The following is a 20386-nucleotide window of genomic DNA, read 5'->3' on the forward strand; positions in this document are numbered from 1 at the left end:
ATTCCTTGCTTTTACGCGAGCTAAATAAAAAGATTAATAGGCTTTGTTTTCGGTACGCAGCACTTCAACCAGATTGGCAAAGTCTTCCGGCCACGGTGCTTCAAAGGTCATTTCTTCTTTGGTACGCGGATGGGTCAGACCGAGTTGTACAGCATGCAAAGCCTGACGCTTGAAGCCACGTAAAGTGTCATCTAGTAATTGCGATGCACCTGCTGGCATACGGACACGCGGCATATACACCTGATCACCAACCAAGCCAAAGCCGATATAGCTAAAATGCACACGGATCTGATGGGTACGTCCAGTTTCCAGACGGGCTTGAACACGGGTGAAGTGCTGGAAACGCTCTTTGACGTTGTAATGCGTCACCGCGTCTTTACCGCCCGGAAGTACAGTCATTTTCACACGATCTACCGGATGACGTTTGATGGGTTCATCAATGGTACCGCCAGCAATAATATTGCCGTAAACCACCAGATCATACAGGCGATATACTGTTTTTTTCTCAAGCTGTTTGCTGAGAGAAAACTGTGCTTCCAGATTTTTGGCAACGACCAGCAGACCACTGGTGTCTTTGTCGATACGATGTACCAGACCTGCACGCGCCAGTTCAGCTGATTTCGGATAGTGATGCAATAAAGCATTGACCAAGGTGCCCGAACTATTGCCAGCACCTGGATGTACCACCATGCCTACAGGTTTATTGATGACAATAATGTCATCATCTTCATAGATGATATCCAGTGGAATATCTTCCGGCAGACTGCGCGTTTGCGCTTCAAGCTCAACATTTAAAGTCAGGGTTTCAAAACCATCACTTTTAAATTTCGGCTTAACCGGTTGACCATTCACCAATAAATTGCCATCTTTAATCCATTGCTTTAATTTTTCTCGAGAAAAATCGCTCCAGACCATTGCGGCAATCTGGTCGATCCGTTGCCCGATATAAGTTTCATCCAGTTGAAATTGCAACGATAAACGTGTTGCAGTTGCTTCTGAAGTATGGTTATCTGCATCCTCAGAATCTTCAAGTAAATTGAAATCAGTATCAGGGATATTAGAATTGGAAGATTGTGCTTGACTCATTTGCTCATTCAGACAAAAGTGGTTTAATAGTGCAATTGTAGCTCATTGCCCGTATTAACAGAGGAATTTTTATGTCGCTACCACATTATAAAATGACAATGCTTGCTGTGACATTAGGCATTGCATCGGCAATGGTAGGCTGTAGCAGTAATCCAAAAAAAGAAGTCGTGGATAAAGGTCCGGAATCTAGCGAACAGGTTTATATTCAAAAAGCACAGAAAGCGCTAGATCGTAATCAATATACCGATGCAGCAAAACAGTTGGAAGCGCTGGAAACTTATTTCCCGACCAGTCAGTATGCCCCGCAAGCGCAACTGGAACTGTTGTATGTGAAATTCCAGCAAAAAGATTATGAAGGTGCGGTCGCACTGGCAGAGCGTTTTATCCGTCTGAACCCGCAACATCCAAATGTCGACTATGCTTACTATGTACGCGGTGTCGCCAATATGGAACAGAACTATAACGGCCTGCTACGTTATACCTCACTGAAACAGTCGCATCGTGATGTCAGCTACCTGAAAGTGGCTTACCAGAATTTTGTTGATTTCATTCGTCGCTATCCATCGAGTACTTATGCAGTCGATGCAGCACAACGTATGCAGTTTATCGGCCAGGAACTGGCTGAGCATGAAATGAACGCAGCACGTTTTAACATCAAACGTAAGGCGTATCTGGCAGCAGTTGAACGTGGCTTGTGGGTGATTGAGCATTATCCTCAAACTCCGCAGATTCCGGAAGCACTGGCAACGGTTGCTTATGGTTATGCTCAGCTAGGTGATAAAGCAACTTCTCAGCAATATGTGGATGTATTAAAGCTGAATTATCCGAATCTGGTGAAATCAGATGGTACGGTGAATCTGCGTGCAGCGCGTAGCGAAAGCAGTTTCTTTAACCGCGCGACACTGGGTATTTTTGGTAAAGAAGCCAAAACTGTAACCGACACCGATGCACAATCGGATACGCCAGAAACTGAAAAGCGCAGCATCACCAATCGCATTTCATTTGGTTTGCTGGATCGTCCTAAAACGGCTGAATAAAGCTAAATAAGTCCGGCAGTATCAGCAAATAAGACAGCGCTTTACAGGTGCATTTTCCTCAAGGGCAAGGTATCATACTTGCCCTTTTGCGTTGTCTTGCCCAGGCTTGAACAAAACGTGCAAAAGGTATACAAAGGAACTTGAAATATTCAATGTCCAACTAGACTATTTTCATTTTTTCAGTGATTTAGACCTTAGATTCCAGCACGAGAAGCTCAGCAGACCATGGCCATTCCTCAACATACGATTGATCAGATTCTCGATCGCACCGATATTGTCGATGTGATTGGTCAATTCGTAAAACTGAAAAAAACAGGCCGTACCTATTCAGGCTGCTGCCCTTTTCATCAGGAAAAATCACCGTCTTTCCACGTCTATCGTGACAAACAGTATTTTCACTGTTTTGGCTGTCAGGCCAACGGTAATGCCATCCGTTTTTTAATGGACATTGGCAGCCGTAATTTTGTCGAAGTGATGAAAGACCTGTCCAGCCAGACGGGAATCGAACTGCCTAAAGACAATACTGATTCCAATAAATTAAAATATAAACGTGAAGCAGCTAAACCCAAAATCGTGCCTGCTCAAACTGCACCACAAACTCAGCCGCAACAGAATAACGCTCCAACAGAAAATAATAATGCTGCATCTACGGCGAGTTTCGATCCATTTGCAGAGTTTCAGACAGTCGAACAGGATTTTTATGGTGACCCTTTTGCTTCTTTTGAACACCTACCGATGGCGGAAGTTCAGCAAGACGGTAACCTCTACGACCTGCTAGAAAATATCGCGCAGTTCTATGAGCGCCAACTCCCAAATAGCCCGAGTGCCCAGCAATACTTCAAGCAGCGTGGTCTGACTGCAGAGACCATTGCCTATTGGCGCTTAGGCTATGCGCCTGAAGACTGGCAACATCTGGAAAAAGCCTTTCCTCAGGATATTGAGGGCTTAAAACTTTTAGGTCTGATTCGCACCAGCGACAGTGGCCGTGATTTTGACCTGCTGCGTGAACGAGTCATTTTCCCGATCCGTGATACCAAGGGCCGTGTGGTCGGCTTTGGCGGCCGTGCCCTGAATGACGAGATCAAGCCGAAATACATCAACTCGCCAGATTCTGAAGTCTTCCATAAAAACCAGTTGCTGTACGGCCTCTATGAGGGCCGCAAACAGAAAGCCCAAGAATGGCTGATGGTCGAAGGCTATATGGATGTGATTGCGCTTCAGCAATATGGCATTCATGGCGCAGTGGCGACTTTAGGCACAGCGAGTAATACCGACCACCTGAATATTCTGTTCAAGCAGAGCAACCGGCTGACCATTGCCTTTGATGGGGATGCTGCCGGTCAAAAAGCAGCGCGCCGTACCTTGGACATTGCCCTGCCCCTGCTGAATGATGGCCGAGAGCTGAAGTTCTTTGTTTTGCCCGCTGACCATGACCCAGATTCATTGATCCGCCGTGAAGGGATAGAAAACTTCAGACGCTTGCTGGATCAGGCACCGTTGATGTCGGACTTCGTGTTTGCCCATCTGACCCAAAATCAGGATATCACCACCCCAGAAGGCAAGAGTCAGGTTATGGGTGAACTAAAAAATCTGACCGAATTACTGCCCAAACACGGCTCCTTCCGTTATCTGCTGCAGCAATTTTTCCGCGAAAAACTGGGCTTTAATCGTAAATGGCAACCTAAGGTCAATACAGATGCATCTTTAAGCTTTAGTACCAAAATTGATGCTGAAGAATATGTGATTGCGATCTTGATGAATCATCCTTATCTGTATATTCATTTTGAACCACTGCGCGCGCTAGTAGCGGAAGATCAGTTGCTGTTTAAGATTTTGAATATTCTGAATGTGATTTTTGATGACTTGCCGGATGATCCTGAACTGTCGATCTATTATGTGCTCGGTGCCTGCGCAGCCCATCATCATGAACTGCAGCATATTCTGCAGCATGCCAATGTCAGCGATTACACCTCATCGCCGGAACATGCCGATAAGCTCGCGGCTGATTTTTCAACCAAGCTGCAATATCAGTGTTTAAAAAACAAGATTAAATCCAAGAAATTTAACAGTATTGCAGAAATGAAAAACCTGAAAATGCAGATTTATGAGATTGACCGCAAACGCTCAATGACCCTGTTAGAAGATTAATTTTTCAAATTATTGATTCTTTTGAATCCAATGAAGTCACTGCTAGCTCACATTATTATTTATAATTTTCTCAAATAATCAGGCTGGGTTTTATGTTGAAGTACAAATCAGCAAAGAACCAAGCTTCTCATCATGCTGATTAAAACGAATGCCTGGATTTACGACGCTTCGCGACTACATTGCCCAGTTCTTCCTGTAACAGCTCAAAATAGGTAGGATCTTCCGCTTTGGCCGCCTCACGCAGCACAATAGAAGTTGGATGCAACAGTTTTTGGGTTAAACGATGTGAAAACTCGGCCAGTACCGTTTCCGCCTTTTCGCCCTTGGCAATACGCTGCATTGCCAGTGACAATTCTTCCTGACGTAATGTTTCCCCGTGGTCACGATAGGCATGAATGGTCGCCCCGGCCTGTTTGACCTTTTGCTGGGTCATCAGTTCTGTAGCCAGCTGATTGACCATGATCTCAGCCTCAACAGCCGCTTGACGGCGCTGTGCCAGATTTTCTTCAATCACCGTTTGCAGATCATCGACGCCATATAGATAAACCCCATCCAGGCTTTCTACTTTGGCATCAATATCACGCGGAACGGCCAGATCCACCAGTAGCATCTGCTGGTAACGGCGTTTTTTCAGTGCAGCTTTTACATCCGCAAAGTTAATCACTTGATGCAAACTACCGGTACAACTGGAAATCACATCGGCACGATGCAAGTTGGCAGCTAACTGGTCAAAGTCGATAATTTCGACCTCAACCCGATGTGCAATTTCCTGCGCCAGAATGTCTGCACGTTCGCGGGTACGGTTACAGATGATGATCTTGCCCACACCCATTTCTGCAAGATGCTTAGCCACCAGACTGTTCATCTCTCCAGCTGCCACCACCATAATGGTCAGCTTGTCCGGGTGACTAAACACTTGCAAGGCAAGTTGTGCTACCGCATAGCCCATCGAGACCGCATGACTACCGACAGCCGTTTCCGAACGCACACGTTTAGCGGCATAAAAAGCATATTCAAAAATGCGGTTCAGGTTTTGCGAAACGGTATGAGAGTCTTTGGCCAGAGAAAGTGCGGTTTTGACCTGCCCCAGAATTTGTGGTTCACCTAGCATCAGTGAATCCAGACCACTAGCAACACGCATCAGATGCGTCACCGCTTGAGCATTTTCATAACGATAGACATGATGTTGCAGTTGTTTGACATCCACCCCATTTTTCTGGGCGAGCCAGTTCAGCACCATGTCAGCATTGTCAGACATGGCGTAAACTTCGGTCCGGTTACATGTAGACACCACCACCATGTCGTTCAGTTGAGGGTGTTGGCTTTGCTCGGCAAGAATGGCACTTAACTTTTCAGGGTTAAACGCCACTTGTTCGCGCAGTTCTACAGAGGCAGTTTGATGGTTGACACCCAATGCAAAGAAAGACATATCAGGTCATCATTTCACTAAATTTATGCTATTGTGCAACATCGGTGTCATAAAAAGCATTACTTGGATCAATAAAAAATTGCGTCAAACAATTAGCCGTATCAACGGCCCTACAATTAAGCAATATTCTACCACATTCCTACTGGTGGGTAGCATGGCTTCGACTGCGCATCTTTATGCAGCGGAAGCAGTTTACCATGCAAATCAAAATTATGATGCGATAAAACAAAGTATGATGGCTGAGTTTGCCATCGCTGCACATGACATTCCGACCGCTTTGCACAACTATACGGTGCTAGCGATCAAGAGCAATTCCACTTCAGTCAAGCAACGTGCGCTGAATGTCGCGCTGGAACATGATGATCTTCAGGCAGCACTAGATATCTCCACGCACTGGGTGGTACAAGAGCCGCAAGATGTCCCCGCTTTATTTTATTTATCACATATTGCCCTGAAAGCACATGAATATGAGCTGGCCGCTGAGACCTTAGAAAAAATCCTGCAAATTGATGACAGCGCCGATCTGGAAGAAATTCTCGCAGGGATTTCACCAGAAGGTACAGAAGACCGTACTTATCTGATTCAGGCCTTAAGTACCACCAAAGCCAAGGACAACCCGTCTATTCTGGTGCTGGTGGCCGGTCTGGAAGCGCAAAATGGTCAGCTCGAACAGGCTCTAAATACAGTTAACCGTGCCTTAAAAAAACGCCCGAATGCGACTGGATATATCCTGATGAAAGCCAATCTGCTCAATGCACTCGGCGATACTCAGGCGACACTGCAATGGTATGAAAAATCCAGCCGTAAACACCGCAATAATCTGGATGTGCGTCTGGCCGAAGTCAAATATCTGGTCAAGCTGAACGAAGCGACTTTGGCGCTAAAAAAACTGCAAGACATTCTAAAAAAATGGCCGACTGCCGAAGAAGCCCTGTTTATTGCCGGACTAACCAGTATCGACCTGGAAGAATACGAGAAAGCCGAAAAATATCTGGTCGAACTGCGTTATTCTGCGCAGTATCAAAATGAAGCTTATTATTATCTGGCGGTCAATGCAGAACGCAAACAGCATTATGAAACGGCTAAAGCCTATTATCGTCTGGTCGATGGCAGTCTTTACACCGTCTCACGTCGCAACATGATCTCCATTTTCGCCCAGCAGGATAAGCTGCATGATGCGCTGCGTTTCTTAACACAGGAAAGAGTCAATTATCCACAACATGCCAGCTTCCTCTATCTGGCCCAGGCGGATATTTTGACGCGTATGCAGAATAAAAAAGCTGCTATTCGCCTGCTGGAAGAAGCCAGCAAAAACCTGCCCGATGACCCTGAACTGGTTTATTCGCAAGTCCTGTTGCTAGATCCCCATCAGGATCGCATCAAGCTGGATGAACTACTTAGCACTTTACTTAAAATTGAACCGAACAGTCCGACCTATCTGAATGCCTATGCCTATACCCTGGCGATGCAGAACCGTCGTCTCGAAGAAGCACGCCGCTATGTCGAACAGGCACTGGAATATGCACCGGAACAGGCATCCATTCTGGATACCTATGGTTATATCTGTTATTTACAGAATGACTTCGCCACAGCTGCGGACGTGTTATACAAAGCTTATCAGTTGAATCCGAATGTGAAGATTGGCGTGCGTTATGCCCGTTCCTTGTACATGAAAGGTGATCTACAACAATTCCACCAAGTGTTACAACAATTACAACAAAACCATCCAAATGACCCAGAATTGAAACAACTTAATTCGCTATTGTTAGCACCACAAACCAAAACGAGTTAATTAATTTATGCGCAATTTGAGCCAATTGGGCTGCTGTGCCTTTGCAGCCACTGCTTTATTTTTAACTGGCTGTCAGCAGATGATCAAGCCTCAAGCGCCTGCCACCCCGTCTGTACAGGCAGAGAATCAATTTCAGCTGCAAGGTAAAATTGGCGTTCGTACCCCTCAACAGACTGGCAGCGCATTCTTTACCTGGGTACAACAGCAGGAAGAATTCGATATTGAGCTCAGCGGTATCTTAGGTGTCGGTAAAACCCAGATTTCTGGCACACCGGGACAAGTGACCTTAAACAGCGCAAAAACCGGTGTGATTCAGGCAGCCAGTGCCGAAGAATTACTGCAACGTGCAACCGGCTGGCAAGCGCCGATCAGTTATTTAGTCGATTGGGTACAAGCCCGCCCTGCTACCACGACTGCCAAATTACAAAAAGATGATACACAGCGAATTAACCAGATTATCGAACAGGGCTGGACGGTCGATCTCAATTATAATGCGCAGGCCAAAATGCCAAACCGTTTGATTTTAAAGCAGTCACTTGGAAATGGTGCAGAAAACCGTATTACAATGATCATTGAAAACCGTTAATTGACCTGATTCCAGCCCATGATGATTCGTGTTCCCTCGCCTGCTAAACTGAATTTGTTTTTACATATCACCGGTCGCCGTGAAAATGGTTATCATGAGCTGCAAAGTATTTTTCAGCTGATTGACCTGTATGACTGGCTGGAGTTTGAACCAAGCGCCGATGATGCGATTCAGATTGAAGGTCTGGCCTCCGTCGATCTGCAACAGAATCTAATCTATCGGGCGATTCAGTTGTTGAAGCCTTATGCCCAAACGCCGTGCGGACTAAAAATTCGTCTGGAAAAAAATATCCCGATGGGTGCAGGTCTTGGCGGTGGGTCTTCCAATGCAGCGACGACCCTGATTGTGATAAACCAGCTCTGGCAGTGCGGTTTAAATGTTGAGCAACTGGCAGATCTCGGGGTTAAACTGGGTGCAGATGTGCCGATATTTGTGCATGGTAAAAATGCCTGGGCTGAAGGCATTGGTGAACACTTAACATTCATAGACTTAGATCAAAAAAAATTCATTGTGTTAAAACCTGATTGTTTTATCAGCACTCAACTGCTTTTTTCGCAAAAAGCATTGACAAGAGACACGAAGAGCACTAAATTTTGCGCCTATCAGGAAACACCATCTGATTTTGGAAATAACTTTGAGCCACTGGCAAGAAGCCTATATCTCGAAGTCGATGAAGCAATGCAATATCTCGACCAGTTCGGAAAAGCAAAGCTTACAGGTACAGGTGCTTGTGTGTTTATTGAAGTCACTGAAAATCTGAATATCGAAGATATTCTTGCAAATGCACCATGTAAAGCTTACCTGGTCAACAGTTTACAAGAATCACCTTTAGTTCAGTTTAAAGTGTAGATAGGGGTATCGCCAAGTGGTAAGGCACCGGGTTTTGATCTCGGCATCCGTTGGTTCGAATCCAGCTACCCCTGCCATTTTTCACCTGTAGATGTACTGTATTAGGGGTATCGCCAAGTGGTAAGGCACCGGGTTTTGATCTCGGCATCCGTTGGTTCGAATCCAGCTACCCCTGCCATCTTACAGTCATCAAATTAGGGGCGTCGCCAAGTGGTAAGGCACCGGGTTTTGATCTCGGCATCCGTTGGTTCGAATCCAGCCGCCCCTGCCATTTTCTCGAAAAAAGACAGAACACTCATTTGCTGTAAGACTGTTAATTTACCTTGACACTTTACCGCAAAAATATTAAAGTTCTGCCGCATTAGGGGTATCGCCAAGTGGTAAGGCACCGGGTTTTGATCTCGGCATCCGTTGGTTCGAATCCAGCTACCCCTGCCATCTATTCCCATATATCCCAACCGCCAAGGGTGCTTCATGCCCAATCTTGTCGTTTTTAGTGGATCTGCGCATCCACAATTCGCTCAAAAAGTCGTAAGTCACTTACATATTCCTCTAGGCGCTGCCTCTGTAGGTCAGTTCTCTGACGGTGAAATTGCTGTCGAGATTACTGAGAACGTTCGTGGTAAAGACGTATTTATCGTACAACCTACTTGTGCCCCAACTAATGATAACCTGATGGAAATCTTGGTGATGGCTGATGCTTTGCGTCGTGCAAGTGCGGGTCGTATTACTGCCGTGATTCCTTATTTTGGTTATGCTCGTCAAGACCGTCGTCCACGTTCAGCACGTGTTCCAATCACTGCAAAAGTTGTAGCAGACATGCTCACTACTGTAGGCGTTGACCGTGTGGTGATGATCGACTTGCATGCTGACCAGATCCAAGGCTTCTTCGATATCCCTGTAGACAACATCTACGGTACACCAGCCCTACTTGCTGACTTGCGTCAACAATCGCATCACAACCTGATGGTGGTTTCACCTGACGTGGGTGGTGTAGTGCGTGCACGTGCTGTTGCGAAACAGATGGGCGATATCGATCTTGCAATCATCGATAAGCGTCGTCAAAAAGCGAATGAATCACAAGTGATGCATTTGATTGGCGATGTAAAAGATCGTGATTGTGTCATCGTTGATGACATGGTAGATACTGCTGGTACGCTATGCAAAGCTGCTGATGCATTGAAAACTTTCGGTGCTCGCAAGGTTGTTGCATATGCAACGCATCCAGTACTTTCTGGTAAAGCGCTTGAAAACTTAAAGAATTCTGTGATTGATGAACTGGTTGTGACTGATACCATTCCTCTTTCTGATGAAGCTTTAGCACTGGGCAAGATTCGCCAGGTTTCAGTAGCCAGCATGGTTGCCGAAACGATTCGTCGTATTAACAACGAAGAATCTATTAGCGCAATGTTCGATTCTTATCTATAATAGAGCGCTGAATTTTCAAAGCCCTGCCATTTGGTAGGGCTTTTACTCACCAGACTGGTCGCAAGTCTGGTTCATTTAACTTAAATAGGATGTCTATCATGGCAAACTTCGTATTAAACGCAGCAGCACGTGAAGAAACAGTTCAAGGGAAAGGTGCGAGCCGCCGCCTTCGTCTTCAAGCTAAAGTTCCTGCAATCATCTACGGTGGTGAAGCTGCTCCTGTAGCAATTACTGTTGAGCTTCGTCAGCTTGTTAAATTCTTAGAAAACAATTCATTCTTTGAAGAAGTTATCGAAATTGATGTAGACGGTAAAGTTGAAAGCGTTAAAATCCAAGCGTTACAACGTCACCCAGCTAAAAACACACCTATGCACGCTGACTTCAAACGCGCATAAGTGTTAATGGTGTAATTAGTGTCAAATATTTCACTGATTGTTGGTTTGGGTAACCCAGGTTCTGAGTATGCCCAAACCCGCCATAATGCAGGCTTCTGGTTTGTAGAACGCCTTGCAGACCAATATGGCATTACCCTCAAAAAAGACCCAAAATTCAATGGATTTAGCGGTCGTGGCAATATCGAAGGTCAAGACGTCCGTCTTCTTCTACCGACAACCTTTATGAACCTTTCCGGTAAAAGTGTTGTTCCTTTCGCCAAATTCTACAATATCGCACCTGAATCGATCCTGATTGCCCATGATGAACTGGACATGAATCCTGGTGTCATTCGCCTGAAAACTGGCGGTGGTCACGGTGGTCATAATGGTCTACGCGATATCGTTCCGCATATTGGTTCAAACTTCCATCGCCTGCGTATTGGAATTGGTCATCCTGGTGCCAAAGACCGTGTTTCCGGTCATGTGCTCAGTAAAGCACCTAGCAGCGAACAGAACTTAATGGATGATGCGATTTCCCATGCCCTCGCCCGCACAAAAATGCTGGTGAACGGTGAAGTACAGCAAGCCATGAATCAAATCAACGCATATAAGCCGAACTAAACATTCAAAAATTGCTGGACAATTCCGCTTGCCAGAAAGTTTATTTAAGCGCAAAATGCGTTTGCTCGATTGTTCACCATACAGCAAGCAAGATTGATTTAACCAAATGATCAAACTCTTAGGTCAACTCAGGGGACGCTAGCCATGCTATCTCGTTTATTAAAATGCAAAATTCACCGCGCTCACGTTACACATGCAGAACTACACTATGAAGGTTCATGTGCAATTGATGGCGTTTTGATGGATTTGGCTGGCATTCGTGAATACGAAGAAATTCATGTGTGGAACGTGACCAATGGTAAACGTTTTGCAACTTATGCAATTCGTGGCGAAGACAATTCAGGCATCATTTCAGTCAATGGTGGCGCTGCGCATCAAGCCGATGTAGGCGATATCGTGATTATTGCAACCTTTGGCGATTTCACTGAAGCTGAAGCGAATGCCCATCAGCCTCGCTTGGTTTATGCTAACCCAAATAATACAGTCAGCCACACCGCCAACTGTATTCCGGTACAAGTCGCATAATCTGATCAGACCAGATACCCAAAAGCTCGCACATTGCGGGCTTTTTTATTGAAAAATACTTCTAAAAATAGATCTTAATTAACCGCCTTGTACCCAGTCTTTTTGGCTTTCGCAATTTAAAGCTCGCAGATTCTGATCCACCAGATTCGCCAATAAAGCCTGTCCATTATCTTTAACTTTAATCTCGGCATATTTTGCGTTGCGATAGCACGGCTCCAATCCTTCTGCAAACAGAAAGCTACTCGCTGCCGGATATAAATTGGCTAATCGATTGGAAGGATTTTTTAGAAGCAAACGCGCGGAAGTTCCCTGATGAGTTTTTAAAAGATTTTCATCCATGCTAGTTTGAATCACACGATGCTGATCATCTAGCTGTACATAGCTTAGAAGATGTGTCTGATCCTGAATATGCTTTTCTAAGGCTGCAATTTTCTTATCCGCTAAACTACCCTCTTCTCCACGATCCGCTTCAGCATCACCCTCGAAATGCAGCTCATAATTCAGTACCATATAATCGCCTTGCAAGATTGAGCGCGGATCGAACGGAGCAAGCTCGACGAAAATGGACTGGCTGTTCACTAAATGATGTTCATGTTTCAGGATCAATCCCACAAAGAGCAGAATACTGAATCCGGCCAAAATCAGAGGAAGAAACTTTTTCATGCAGTTTCCTCCTGACCAGGTCTAATCCTTACCTGCTTTAAGCCATAGACCATGCACCAAACCATAAGACCTGAGATGAAAATCGTTAGGCTCTTTACCAGGAAACTCAGCCCCAGATTGTAATACAGCATCCATAACCAGAAGATCAGCAATAAAATCGACAGAGCTTGCATCAGTCGTTGCTGATAGACTACAGCCCAGGCCATGAGCAGCATAATGATAAAAATTTCAAAATAGCCCAGCAGGATCAGTAATAAACCCAGAACCGGAATTAACCAGAGCCATTTTTCAGAAAATTGTTGCCAGTTTTGCCAAATAAAACTGAACAACAATAAGCTCGGAAGAATATAAAATAACAGGACTTGGTCAAAGCTGATCTGTCCAATGCTGTGCCAGTGCTCTAATCCGGTCACCGCCTGAACCACCGCTGAACCTGTCAGCATGGCAATCATCCAGAGAAAGATACTTTTCTGATAATGCGAAGATTGCCAATAACGCGCTGTTAGGAATATTCCGATGAAAATGACATAGTTCAAGCTGAGTATGATACTGATCACCATGTCATCATGTTTAAAAGAATTCTCTAAGACCAGAACCACGATTGCTAATGCATGCGTCATCAGCAGCTGTAGGGTCAAAATAGACCAGTGCATCCGTTTGATGGTAGTAAGCCCCAGCATTAATAATTGCAGCAGCCAGACTACAACTATACTGTCGGTCAGCAGTTCTGTATGAATTAAAACTGCTGCCTGACCACAGATCCACAAGCAATAGGCAAACTGGTGCATAAAAACTGAAGCCTGCTGACCCAGCAGTTTCCAGGCGATGCCTATAAAAATGATCCCCATTAAAATCGAAAATGCTTCCCAGTAAGTCAGTAACAGGACTGCAAGAATAATCCCCGAAATCCAGGCACCGAGTGCCAAAGGAATCACAGAAAATTTGGTTTGTGGAAAAATTCTATTTAAAGCAAAACTAATTAAGGCAAACCAGCCAAAAATCAGCACAGCTAGCACAAATAGTCCAGTAGCTGAATTGGTCAGTTGATTTTCAACCAGTTCAAATACCCATAAGCTCACACTGGCAGCCAAACCTGCAATGAGAAGAATGGCTTCTAGCGCCTGATGTTTCCTATAAAAATAAAATGCGGCACCTGTCGGTAAAACAACTGAAGAAGCTAAATAGATCAGCTTAGAGTGATGAATAAACTGCATCATGCTGCTGATCGAAATCACGATCACAAATGCGATAAACAGAAAACGTAGCAGCGCGTAATAGCGCATGGCATACGCAAAGCTAAGTGCTGTCAGCAAATTGAGACCGAGCAAATACAACCCTTCTGCTCTTCCCATCCAGAAGCTCTGTTTAAAATACAGATACAACGTCAGCTGGCTCACTACGCAAAGCATGACAAAAATGCCAATATTGGAGCGATAGAGCCATGGTAAGAGCAAGGCTGACCAGAGCAAAAATAACAGATAACTATCTGCGCCAGTTTGATAAATCTGCCCAATCATTGCCAGACTTAAACCCAGCATGAGACCAGATACTGTATCCAGACTCTGTCTCACCCATTCCTGCTGGTCGAAGTAAATACTTGCTGTTGCACTACAGAGTAAAATCAGCATCGGGATTGCCAGCTGAACCGGATCCGGCAGCATCCACCAGTTCGCTGCCATTAAATACAGCAAACTGACCGTGATGAGTGCTAAGCCCAAGATTTTTAAATAACGTAGTACTTCTACATTGCAGAACAGCAAGGGCGAAAATTGATTATTTCGGATCAGCTCAGTTTTATGCATTGTTAGAATGATTGAAGGATTTCTAATCTTCCTCACACCATAGCATGTTTCCAGTATTTTGCTAAAAACCTGGGTAATTCAGATTATCTGTTTTGTTTATCTAAAATTCTGCAAATTACTTTCCATTTCAACTATCCCATCTTTTTAAAATCAGGACTATAATGTTCTTACATCGCTTCAGGGCGGGGTGTGATTCCCCACCGGTGGTAATTTCAGCTTTTTATAATTAGGCTTGAATTAGCCCACGAGCGGTCAATTTCGATTGATCTGCAGATCTGGTGCAAATCCAGAGCCGACGGTATAGTCCGGATGAAAGAAGACGAAAGCAGCACCAAGGCTGTATGCCGTGCATACACCTGTTTTTGCTATAAGCCTATTTTCACTCAGTCCTGAAATGTTCAATCATATTTTTAGTTTAGGTGAGCATTTCAATGTCAAGTTTGATTCAACCCGAAATTTTCTTTTCTGCTTTAGCCCCTGCTGAACAACGTATCCTTCAGGCACTCGAAGATCTCCGCCAAGGCAAACCTGTCTTGGTCATGGATGATTTTGACCGTGAAAATGAAGCCGATCTGATTGTGGCAGCTGAAACTTTAACTATAGAAACCATGGCGCGTATGATTCGTGATGGTTCCGGCATCGTTTGCTTATGTCTGACTGATGAGCTGGCAAACCATTTAGAGTTACCACCAATGGTACAAGATAACTCTAGCCAGTTTAAAACTGCCTTTACTGTAAGTATTGAAGCAGTAGAGGGTGTAACAACCGGTGTTTCTGCCAAAGACCGCACGACTACAATTAAAACAGCGATTAAAGACGGCGCAGTTGCCAGTGATCTGAATCGTCCTGGTCATGTATTCCCATTACGCGCCCGTGAAGGTTGTCTTAACCCGGCGTGGTCATACTGAAGGTACTATTGACCTTGCGCGTCTGGCTGGTTTAAAACCTGCCGGCGTGTTGTGTGAACTGACTAATCCGGATGGCAGCATGGCTTCTGGTATTCAAGTTCTCTCGTATGCACAGACGCATCAACTGAGCCTAATTACCATTGATGAACTGGTACAGTACCGCCAGCAACACAATATATAAGTCTATTTAAAAAGAAAATCCCGGCATTTGGTCCGGGATTTTTTGTGTCGTATATATTGATTGAATTAACTGAAGATGGAATAAATCCCATACAGTGCAACCATTAACAAGATCAAGCCACATAGCCCAAGTAAATGCGGATAAAGCTGAGACCGAGATAATCGCTGAAAACCCAGATACACCAGTGACAGGGTGAGAAAATCCAGAACAATCCAGCTAATTGTCAGAATCACCAAGCTTAAATCGAGGTTTGGGCTAATGCCTATAAATTGCGGAAAAAAGGCGGCAAAGAAAATAATATCCTTGGGATTAGAAATACCTACCAGAAAACCGGTACGAAAGCCACCCTGTACGGGCTGCAGGTTTTGTGGTCCAGTTGATCCCTGCCCTTGCCAGACTTCCCTGAAAATCTGAATTCCCAGCCAGGCAATATACAAACAGCCAAGTAGCTTAATGCCATTCAGCCAATTTTCGTTAACAACCAGAAGACCTTTTAGACTGAGAATGGATAAACCAATCAGAACCAGTGAGGCAAAGTTAGTCCCGAAAATAGTCTGCAAGGCATGCTTATAGCCGCCTTTGAGCCCAGCACTAGCGACCAGTAACATTACTGGTCCGGGCGTCGCGATCATGATTACTACGGCCAGACAATACAGCAGATATTCGGTAATATTCACCCCATTCCTCCTTGTCTAATATAGTCAGCATAAAAAAAGAGGACCTACTCGTCCTCTTCTTCCATCTGAATCAGATGCTGACTGATGCCATCTGCCCGCAGAAAAGCCAGATCATAACTGGCGGTAGCCAAGGCCAAGATCCGGCGCTCAAACTCGTCCCAGAGCGGACGCACCTGCTTATAATGGATGCCTAAACCACTATCGTCGGTAAAATGCCGATTTTTTTCACAGAGCTTTAAAGCATGATACAGCTTGCGCCCTTTAGAAGCATCATCACGCAAGCGCACCCGTTTCGACAGCACAAAGGCCTGCACTTTGACAAGATCGGCATGCGGTAACAATGGCACCAGAATCTGATCCAGCTGTGCATCCAGTCGCTGCCACACAGCTCGATGCTGCTCAGCACTATACGTATTCCAGTGAATCACTTCATGATTAAAACGGCGACAACCACGACATACCGCATCACCAAATACGGTCGAGCAACGCCCTGCACATGGGGTTAAAGACGCAATACGACGATCTGAACTCAAAACACACTCCAAAGATACTGCAACTTTCAGTATCTGCATCACTGCACAAAATCCTGGGCCGGGCATGACTATACACGCTCTCTCCCATGAATTGAAGCCTGTTAAAAGACTTGCGTTTTACTCGCTTATTCACTCGAATCAAGCTAAAATATGCGCCTTTCAAATTATCATGCTACGTTGGAGTATTCCATGAACGCTACTGTAGAACAGCTTGCACCTGTAGAACAGCAAGCGACGACTGGTTGGGTTGTTGCCGCACTTTATCAATTCAAAGAAGTTCAAGATCCTGCCGATCTTCAGCAACGTCTTCTGGACCTGGTAAAATCCATCAACCTTTGCGGTACTCTAATTGTGGCAGGTGAAGGCATTAACGGTACGGTTGCAGGCGACCGTGCATCGATTGATCAAATTCACCAGTTCCTTCTGAATGAAGGTTTTAACGAAATGGAATACAAAGAATCTGACAGTTCTGAAAAACCATTCCGTAAAATGAAAATTAAATTAAAAAAAGAAATCGTGACTTTAGGCGTGGAAGTGAAACCGCGTGATTTAGTCGGTCACTATCTTGATCCAAAAGAATGGAACGAACTGATTGCACGTGATGACGTGATTCTGGTTGATACCCGTAACGATTACGAATACAAAGCAGGTACGTTCAAAGGCGCGATTGATCCGAAAACTGAAAGCTTCCGCGAATTCCCTGAATACGTGAAAAATAATCTGGAACAGCACAAAGACAAGAAAATTGCCATGTTCTGTACAGGTGGTATTCGTTGTGAAAAATCAACCTCTTTACTTCTTCAAGAAGGCTTCACTGAAGTTTATCACCTGAAAGGCGGTATTTTGAAATACCTGGAAGAAACCCCGGCTGAAGAAAGCATGTGGGAAGGTGAATGCTTCGTGTTTGATGGTCGTACTGCCGTAACGCACGGTGTTGAAGAAGGCCAAAATACCAAGTGTCATGCGTGTGGCTGGCCTTTACTTCCAGAAGAAGTTGCCCTCCCAAGTTATGAACATGGTGTCTCTTGTGTGTACTGTATTGACAAAACCTCGGAGAAACAAAAAGAAGGTTTCCGTATGCGTCAATCACAAATTTTAGCAGCAAAACGCAAACGCCTCTAATTTGGCCTTTTGTAATGAAATATATAAAAACCCTCTTCGGAGGGTTTTTTGTTTACATAAAAATCACAACAGCAATAAAACTCTTACCAATTCCTTACCAAGAACCTCATTTTTTTCCAAACAAGATTGTTAGTCTAATGATACGGTAATTTACAATCTAAGTCTTTCATTATTAACTGAAATTTTTAAGTGAAAAGGAATATAAAATGGCAGGCTCACTTGCTCGAGATTCAGACAATCTGGTTCAATTTCAACCAAAAGAAAATATAAAGTTGCAACGGCTTCATCAAATTTCTGAAGAGCTTGAACAGCAATCACATCTGTTCGTCGTTATCCTGGGAACCGTTATTGGCGCGATCTTGGCGCTTTTCATTGGTTACCATATCAATACCAGCATCATGCATTTTATCCTGCTAAGTATTTTGCCGATCTGCTTGGCCTATTTCTTACGTAAAGTTTATATTTATACCCTGACGCATAGCTAATTCTGCCTGATCATTTATATTCCAAGACTTTACCGCACAAAAAATACTGCTTAGGATACAGGCAGTATTTTTTATTTTGCCAATCATATGAATCTGACCGAATGGATTATTTCCGTTATGGAGCAACTGGGCTACTGGGGCATTGCTCTGCTCATGTTCCTGGATAATGTCTTCCCGCCAATCCCTTCCGAAATTATTATGCCTTCCGCGGGCTATTCAGCCTCTCAGGGCGAGTTAATACTCGTCGGGGTAATCATGTCCGGCTGTATCGGCTCCCTGCTGGCAGCCGCCTTGCTGTACTGGATTGGCTATAAATTTAACCATGATTCTATTTTTAAATTTGTCGATCGTTATGGCAAATATTTATTTATTAAATCAGAAGATGTAAAAAAATCATTGAGTTGGTTTGAGCATTATGGTCACCGGATTGTGTTCTTTGGCCGCATGATTCCTGCGGTTCGCTCGCTGATCAGCATTCCTGCTGGCATGAGTCATATGCCCTTCTGGAAATTTATGTTTTATAGCGCACTTGGAACCATCATCTGGACCACATTTTTGGCGTGTGTCGGATTTTATTTTGGCGAAAACCAGCATTTGATGCAGCAAATTTTCAGTAAAGTCAGTTATGTGATTATTGCCATTGTTGTGGTAATTATTATCTGGATTTTCTACCGTAGACAGCAGCGTAAAAATCGTCCATCCTGAGGAAGATCCCTTAAGGAGATTAAAACGATGTCGCATTATCTTAAATATTTTGCCACCGTTTATCTGACCTTGGTTCTATTGGTAGGCATATTCATCTATGTATTCAATCTGGGCGCCATTCTGCTGATTCCTGCCCTGATTGCTTCTGCCTTTCTCAGTGCCCGATACTTTGTTAAGAAAGAACTTCGTTTGCCGACTCAGCAAGAGAAAAGCAAACTGGTCTGGGGCTCCACTATTATTGCCATGACATTCGGGTTTATCTTTTTAGTTGTGGTCATCTGGATGAACCCGCAGACAGATGAGATTTATAGAACCATCACCTATACAGGAAGAGGAACAAATTCATTCCTGGTAGCTGCAAGCATTGCCTTACATGCCTTGCTGTTTCATATCGCCTACAATGCTTATGCACGCTATAGTCTGACGAAGCGTACAGGCTTGGAAAGAAAATAGGGTCGAGTAGATCTCAAAGATGCAAAAAGGCCAAAGCTAAAAAAAGCACCCTGCGGTGCTTTTTTTATGAATTATTCTGGAGTGTGATACATCAGATACAATTCATTTAAGTTTTCTGGAATTTCTTCTGCAAGTTCATCCATTAACTGACCATTGCGACGGAAAGTTTCCATTTGTGGATCTTCATCATCAATGCCGCTGAAGACCATGATTGGCAGGGTTAAATCCACCAGTTGTTCTTCAAATTCTTCAGTAAACCAAGCGTCTTCGTTTAGGAACATGGCGTCTACAAAGCCCACACTCCAGTCACCCAAGCTTGATTCAGTATCTGCTTCTTCAATTTCAAACGGGAACGTAATCCCTTCTTCATTGGCTAAGCTTTGACGAATAGACTCTAACCATGCTTGCACCTGAGTGATGATTTCTGCAGGCACTTTCTTTTGATTACTATCAAAAAGTTCGTCTAACCATTTGTCGAATTTTGGGCCTACTGCAATAGCACATAAGAAACCATGGGTTGCCGCGAAATCTAGACCATGTTCATTTTGGTCACCATCTAGATATTCACTCAACAGGTCTAAATCTAAAGCACTCATCTAACATCCAAACTTAGAAAACCGAAAGGTTTAGCATAGCATTTATTCAGGCTATGCTAAATCCGAATTCGTTAATCTTCGTCGTCAAAATCGTCATCATCGTCGAAGTCATAGTCAAAATCTTTGAGTTCGCGCTCTAAACGACGTTGGGTCAGCAGATCATCGATCAGACGACGTTTTTCCAACGACTCTTTAGCACTGAGCTTGCTAGAAGCCTCATCGAAATTAACATCATCTTCACCGAAGTTATCATCTAGTTCAAAATCTGTAGAAGACACTAAAACTTCCTCATGAGTGAAAAATGTAAAAGGATTTAAGCGCTATTTATCGTGCCTAAAATAACAAGTCAAGTTTTATTTGGATTTTCGTATTTTTAATTTGTAATT

The 20386-nt window shown here is 44.2% G+C and carries 21 protein-coding genes, 4 tRNA genes, 1 pseudogene and 1 riboswitch; of the genes and pseudogenes, 18 read left to right on the top strand and 8 right to left on the bottom strand.

The features are described from left to right. Positions 1 to 33 precede the first annotated feature (33 nt). On the bottom strand, positions 34 to 1086 hold the full coding sequence (gene rluD / locus ACP7BU_RS03620) for a 23S rRNA pseudouridine(1911/1915/1917) synthase RluD (RefSeq protein ID WP_425878798.1): 1053 nt from the start codon (positions 1084 to 1086) through the stop codon (positions 34 to 36). A gap of 71 nt (positions 1087 to 1157) precedes the next feature. On the opposite strand from rluD, the gene ACP7BU_RS03625 reads away from it, so the two are divergent. Then, a complete protein-coding gene (locus tag ACP7BU_RS03625; RefSeq protein ID WP_425878796.1) occupies positions 1158 to 2123 on the top strand; it encodes an outer membrane protein assembly factor BamD in 966 nt (321 codons plus the stop codon). Positions 2124 to 2348: 225 nt separating this feature from the next. After that, positions 2349 to 4271: a DNA primase gene (locus ACP7BU_RS03630; protein WP_425878794.1), complete on the top strand. Its 1923-nt coding sequence runs from the start codon at positions 2349 to 2351 to the stop codon at positions 4269 to 4271. Positions 4272 to 4410: 139 nt separating this feature from the next. On the opposite strand, the gene hemA is transcribed toward ACP7BU_RS03630, so the two are convergent. Next, the gene (gene hemA, locus ACP7BU_RS03635; RefSeq protein ID WP_425878792.1) at positions 4411 to 5700 is read right to left on the bottom strand and encodes a glutamyl-tRNA reductase; all 1290 of its coding nucleotides are present in this window, start codon (positions 5698 to 5700) and stop codon (positions 4411 to 4413) included. A 79-nt stretch (positions 5701 to 5779) separates the two neighbouring features. On the opposite strand from hemA, the gene ACP7BU_RS03640 reads away from it, so the two are divergent. From ACP7BU_RS03640 to panD, 11 genes are all read left to right on the top strand, one after another. Further along, a complete protein-coding gene (locus ACP7BU_RS03640) occupies positions 5780 to 7492 on the top strand; it encodes a tetratricopeptide repeat protein (RefSeq protein WP_035335017.1) in 1713 nt (570 codons plus the stop codon). Positions 7493 to 7499: 7 nt separating this feature from the next. Next, positions 7500 to 8078, top strand: a complete 579-nt coding sequence (gene lolB / locus ACP7BU_RS03645) for a lipoprotein insertase outer membrane protein LolB (protein ID WP_004645779.1) — start codon at positions 7500 to 7502, stop codon at positions 8076 to 8078. A gap of 21 nt (positions 8079 to 8099) precedes the next feature. Then, positions 8100 to 8927 carry a 4-(cytidine 5'-diphospho)-2-C-methyl-D-erythritol kinase gene (gene ispE, locus ACP7BU_RS03650; protein WP_086044936.1) on the top strand — a complete coding sequence of 276 codons (828 nt, stop codon included), beginning with the start codon at positions 8100 to 8102 and terminating at the stop codon, positions 8925 to 8927. Positions 8928 to 8929: 2 nt separating this feature from the next. Then, positions 8930 to 9004, top strand: a tRNA-Gln gene (locus ACP7BU_RS03655). Positions 9005 to 9030: 26 nt separating this feature from the next. Continuing rightward, a tRNA-Gln gene (locus ACP7BU_RS03660) sits at positions 9031 to 9105 on the top strand. A gap of 18 nt (positions 9106 to 9123) precedes the next feature. Then, positions 9124 to 9198, top strand: a tRNA-Gln gene (locus ACP7BU_RS03665). Between the two features lie 92 nt (positions 9199 to 9290). Then, positions 9291 to 9365 (top strand) — tRNA-Gln (locus ACP7BU_RS03670). Positions 9366 to 9401: 36 nt separating this feature from the next. Further along, positions 9402 to 10355, top strand: a complete 954-nt coding sequence (locus ACP7BU_RS03675; RefSeq protein ID WP_005103975.1) for a ribose-phosphate pyrophosphokinase — start codon at positions 9402 to 9404, stop codon at positions 10353 to 10355. A gap of 98 nt (positions 10356 to 10453) precedes the next feature. Further along, positions 10454 to 10750 (top strand): 50S ribosomal protein L25, encoded by a 297-nt coding sequence (gene rplY, locus ACP7BU_RS03680; RefSeq protein ID WP_425878789.1) that lies wholly within the window; start codon positions 10454 to 10456, stop codon positions 10748 to 10750. A gap of 18 nt (positions 10751 to 10768) precedes the next feature. Further along, on the top strand, positions 10769 to 11350 hold the full coding sequence (gene pth, locus ACP7BU_RS03685) for an aminoacyl-tRNA hydrolase (RefSeq protein ID WP_004645783.1): 582 nt from the start codon (positions 10769 to 10771) through the stop codon (positions 11348 to 11350). A 144-nt stretch (positions 11351 to 11494) separates the two neighbouring features. After that, complete coding sequence (panD, locus tag ACP7BU_RS03690) at positions 11495 to 11875, top strand: aspartate 1-decarboxylase (RefSeq protein WP_004280606.1); 381 nt, start codon at positions 11495 to 11497, stop codon at positions 11873 to 11875. A 78-nt stretch (positions 11876 to 11953) separates the two neighbouring features. Here panD and ACP7BU_RS03695 read toward each other — a convergent pair whose 3' ends face one another. Together ACP7BU_RS03695 and ACP7BU_RS03700 are read right to left on the bottom strand one after the other, a co-directional pair. Beyond that, positions 11954 to 12538, bottom strand: coding sequence for a GDYXXLXY domain-containing protein (locus tag ACP7BU_RS03695; RefSeq protein WP_005106315.1), 585 nt, complete (start codon positions 12536 to 12538; stop codon positions 11954 to 11956). Beyond that, positions 12535 to 14340, bottom strand: coding sequence for a DUF2157 domain-containing protein (locus ACP7BU_RS03700; protein ID WP_425878786.1), 1806 nt, complete (start codon positions 14338 to 14340; stop codon positions 12535 to 12537). Before ACP7BU_RS03700 ends, ACP7BU_RS03695 begins: the two co-directional genes overlap by 4 nt. A gap of 170 nt (positions 14341 to 14510) precedes the next feature. Next, a riboswitch (FMN riboswitch) is annotated at positions 14511 to 14665 on the top strand. Positions 14666 to 14771: 106 nt separating this feature from the next. Here ACP7BU_RS03700 and ribB point away from each other — a divergent pair. After that, positions 14772 to 15429, top strand: a pseudogene (gene ribB / locus ACP7BU_RS03705) (3,4-dihydroxy-2-butanone-4-phosphate synthase). A 65-nt stretch (positions 15430 to 15494) separates the two neighbouring features. On the opposite strand, the gene ACP7BU_RS03710 reads toward ribB, so the two are convergent. Together ACP7BU_RS03710 and ACP7BU_RS03715 are read right to left on the bottom strand one after the other, a co-directional pair. Then, entirely contained in the window at positions 15495 to 16106 is a 612-nt protein-coding gene (locus tag ACP7BU_RS03710; RefSeq protein ID WP_086044566.1) for a LysE family translocator, read from the bottom strand. Positions 16107 to 16150: 44 nt separating this feature from the next. Further along, positions 16151 to 16639 carry a DUF1289 domain-containing protein gene (locus ACP7BU_RS03715; protein ID WP_086044935.1) on the bottom strand — a complete coding sequence of 163 codons (489 nt, stop codon included), beginning with the start codon at positions 16637 to 16639 and terminating at the stop codon, positions 16151 to 16153. Positions 16640 to 16828: 189 nt separating this feature from the next. Here ACP7BU_RS03715 and ACP7BU_RS03720 point away from each other — a divergent pair, with 189 nt between their 5' ends. From ACP7BU_RS03720 to ACP7BU_RS03735, 4 genes are all read left to right on the top strand, one after another. Then, entirely contained in the window at positions 16829 to 17761 is a 933-nt protein-coding gene (locus ACP7BU_RS03720) for a rhodanese-related sulfurtransferase (RefSeq protein WP_004645789.1), read from the top strand. 206 nt (positions 17762 to 17967) lie between these two features. Further along, on the top strand, positions 17968 to 18246 hold the full coding sequence (locus ACP7BU_RS03725; protein ID WP_004280617.1) for a hypothetical protein: 279 nt from the start codon (positions 17968 to 17970) through the stop codon (positions 18244 to 18246). Between the two features lie 87 nt (positions 18247 to 18333). After that, positions 18334 to 18951 carry a DedA family protein gene (locus ACP7BU_RS03730; RefSeq protein WP_004731893.1) on the top strand — a complete coding sequence of 206 codons (618 nt, stop codon included), beginning with the start codon at positions 18334 to 18336 and terminating at the stop codon, positions 18949 to 18951. Positions 18952 to 18978: 27 nt separating this feature from the next. Beyond that, a complete protein-coding gene (locus ACP7BU_RS03735) occupies positions 18979 to 19404 on the top strand; it encodes an ABZJ_00895 family protein (RefSeq protein WP_195725711.1) in 426 nt (141 codons plus the stop codon). A 71-nt stretch (positions 19405 to 19475) separates the two neighbouring features. Here the strand turns inward: ACP7BU_RS03735 and ACP7BU_RS03740 are convergent, their stop codons facing one another. Beyond that, on the bottom strand, positions 19476 to 20000 hold the full coding sequence (locus ACP7BU_RS03740) for a YecA family protein (protein ID WP_004280621.1): 525 nt from the start codon (positions 19998 to 20000) through the stop codon (positions 19476 to 19478). A 71-nt stretch (positions 20001 to 20071) separates the two neighbouring features. Beyond that, positions 20072 to 20278, bottom strand: coding sequence for a PA3496 family putative envelope integrity protein (locus tag ACP7BU_RS03745; protein WP_004280622.1), 207 nt, complete (start codon positions 20276 to 20278; stop codon positions 20072 to 20074). Positions 20279 to 20386: the final 108 nt, after the last annotated feature.

The sequence above is a fragment of the Acinetobacter sp. 40AMC3-4 genome (assembly GCF_049898185.1).
GTDB lineage: Bacteria > Pseudomonadota > Gammaproteobacteria > Pseudomonadales > Moraxellaceae > Acinetobacter.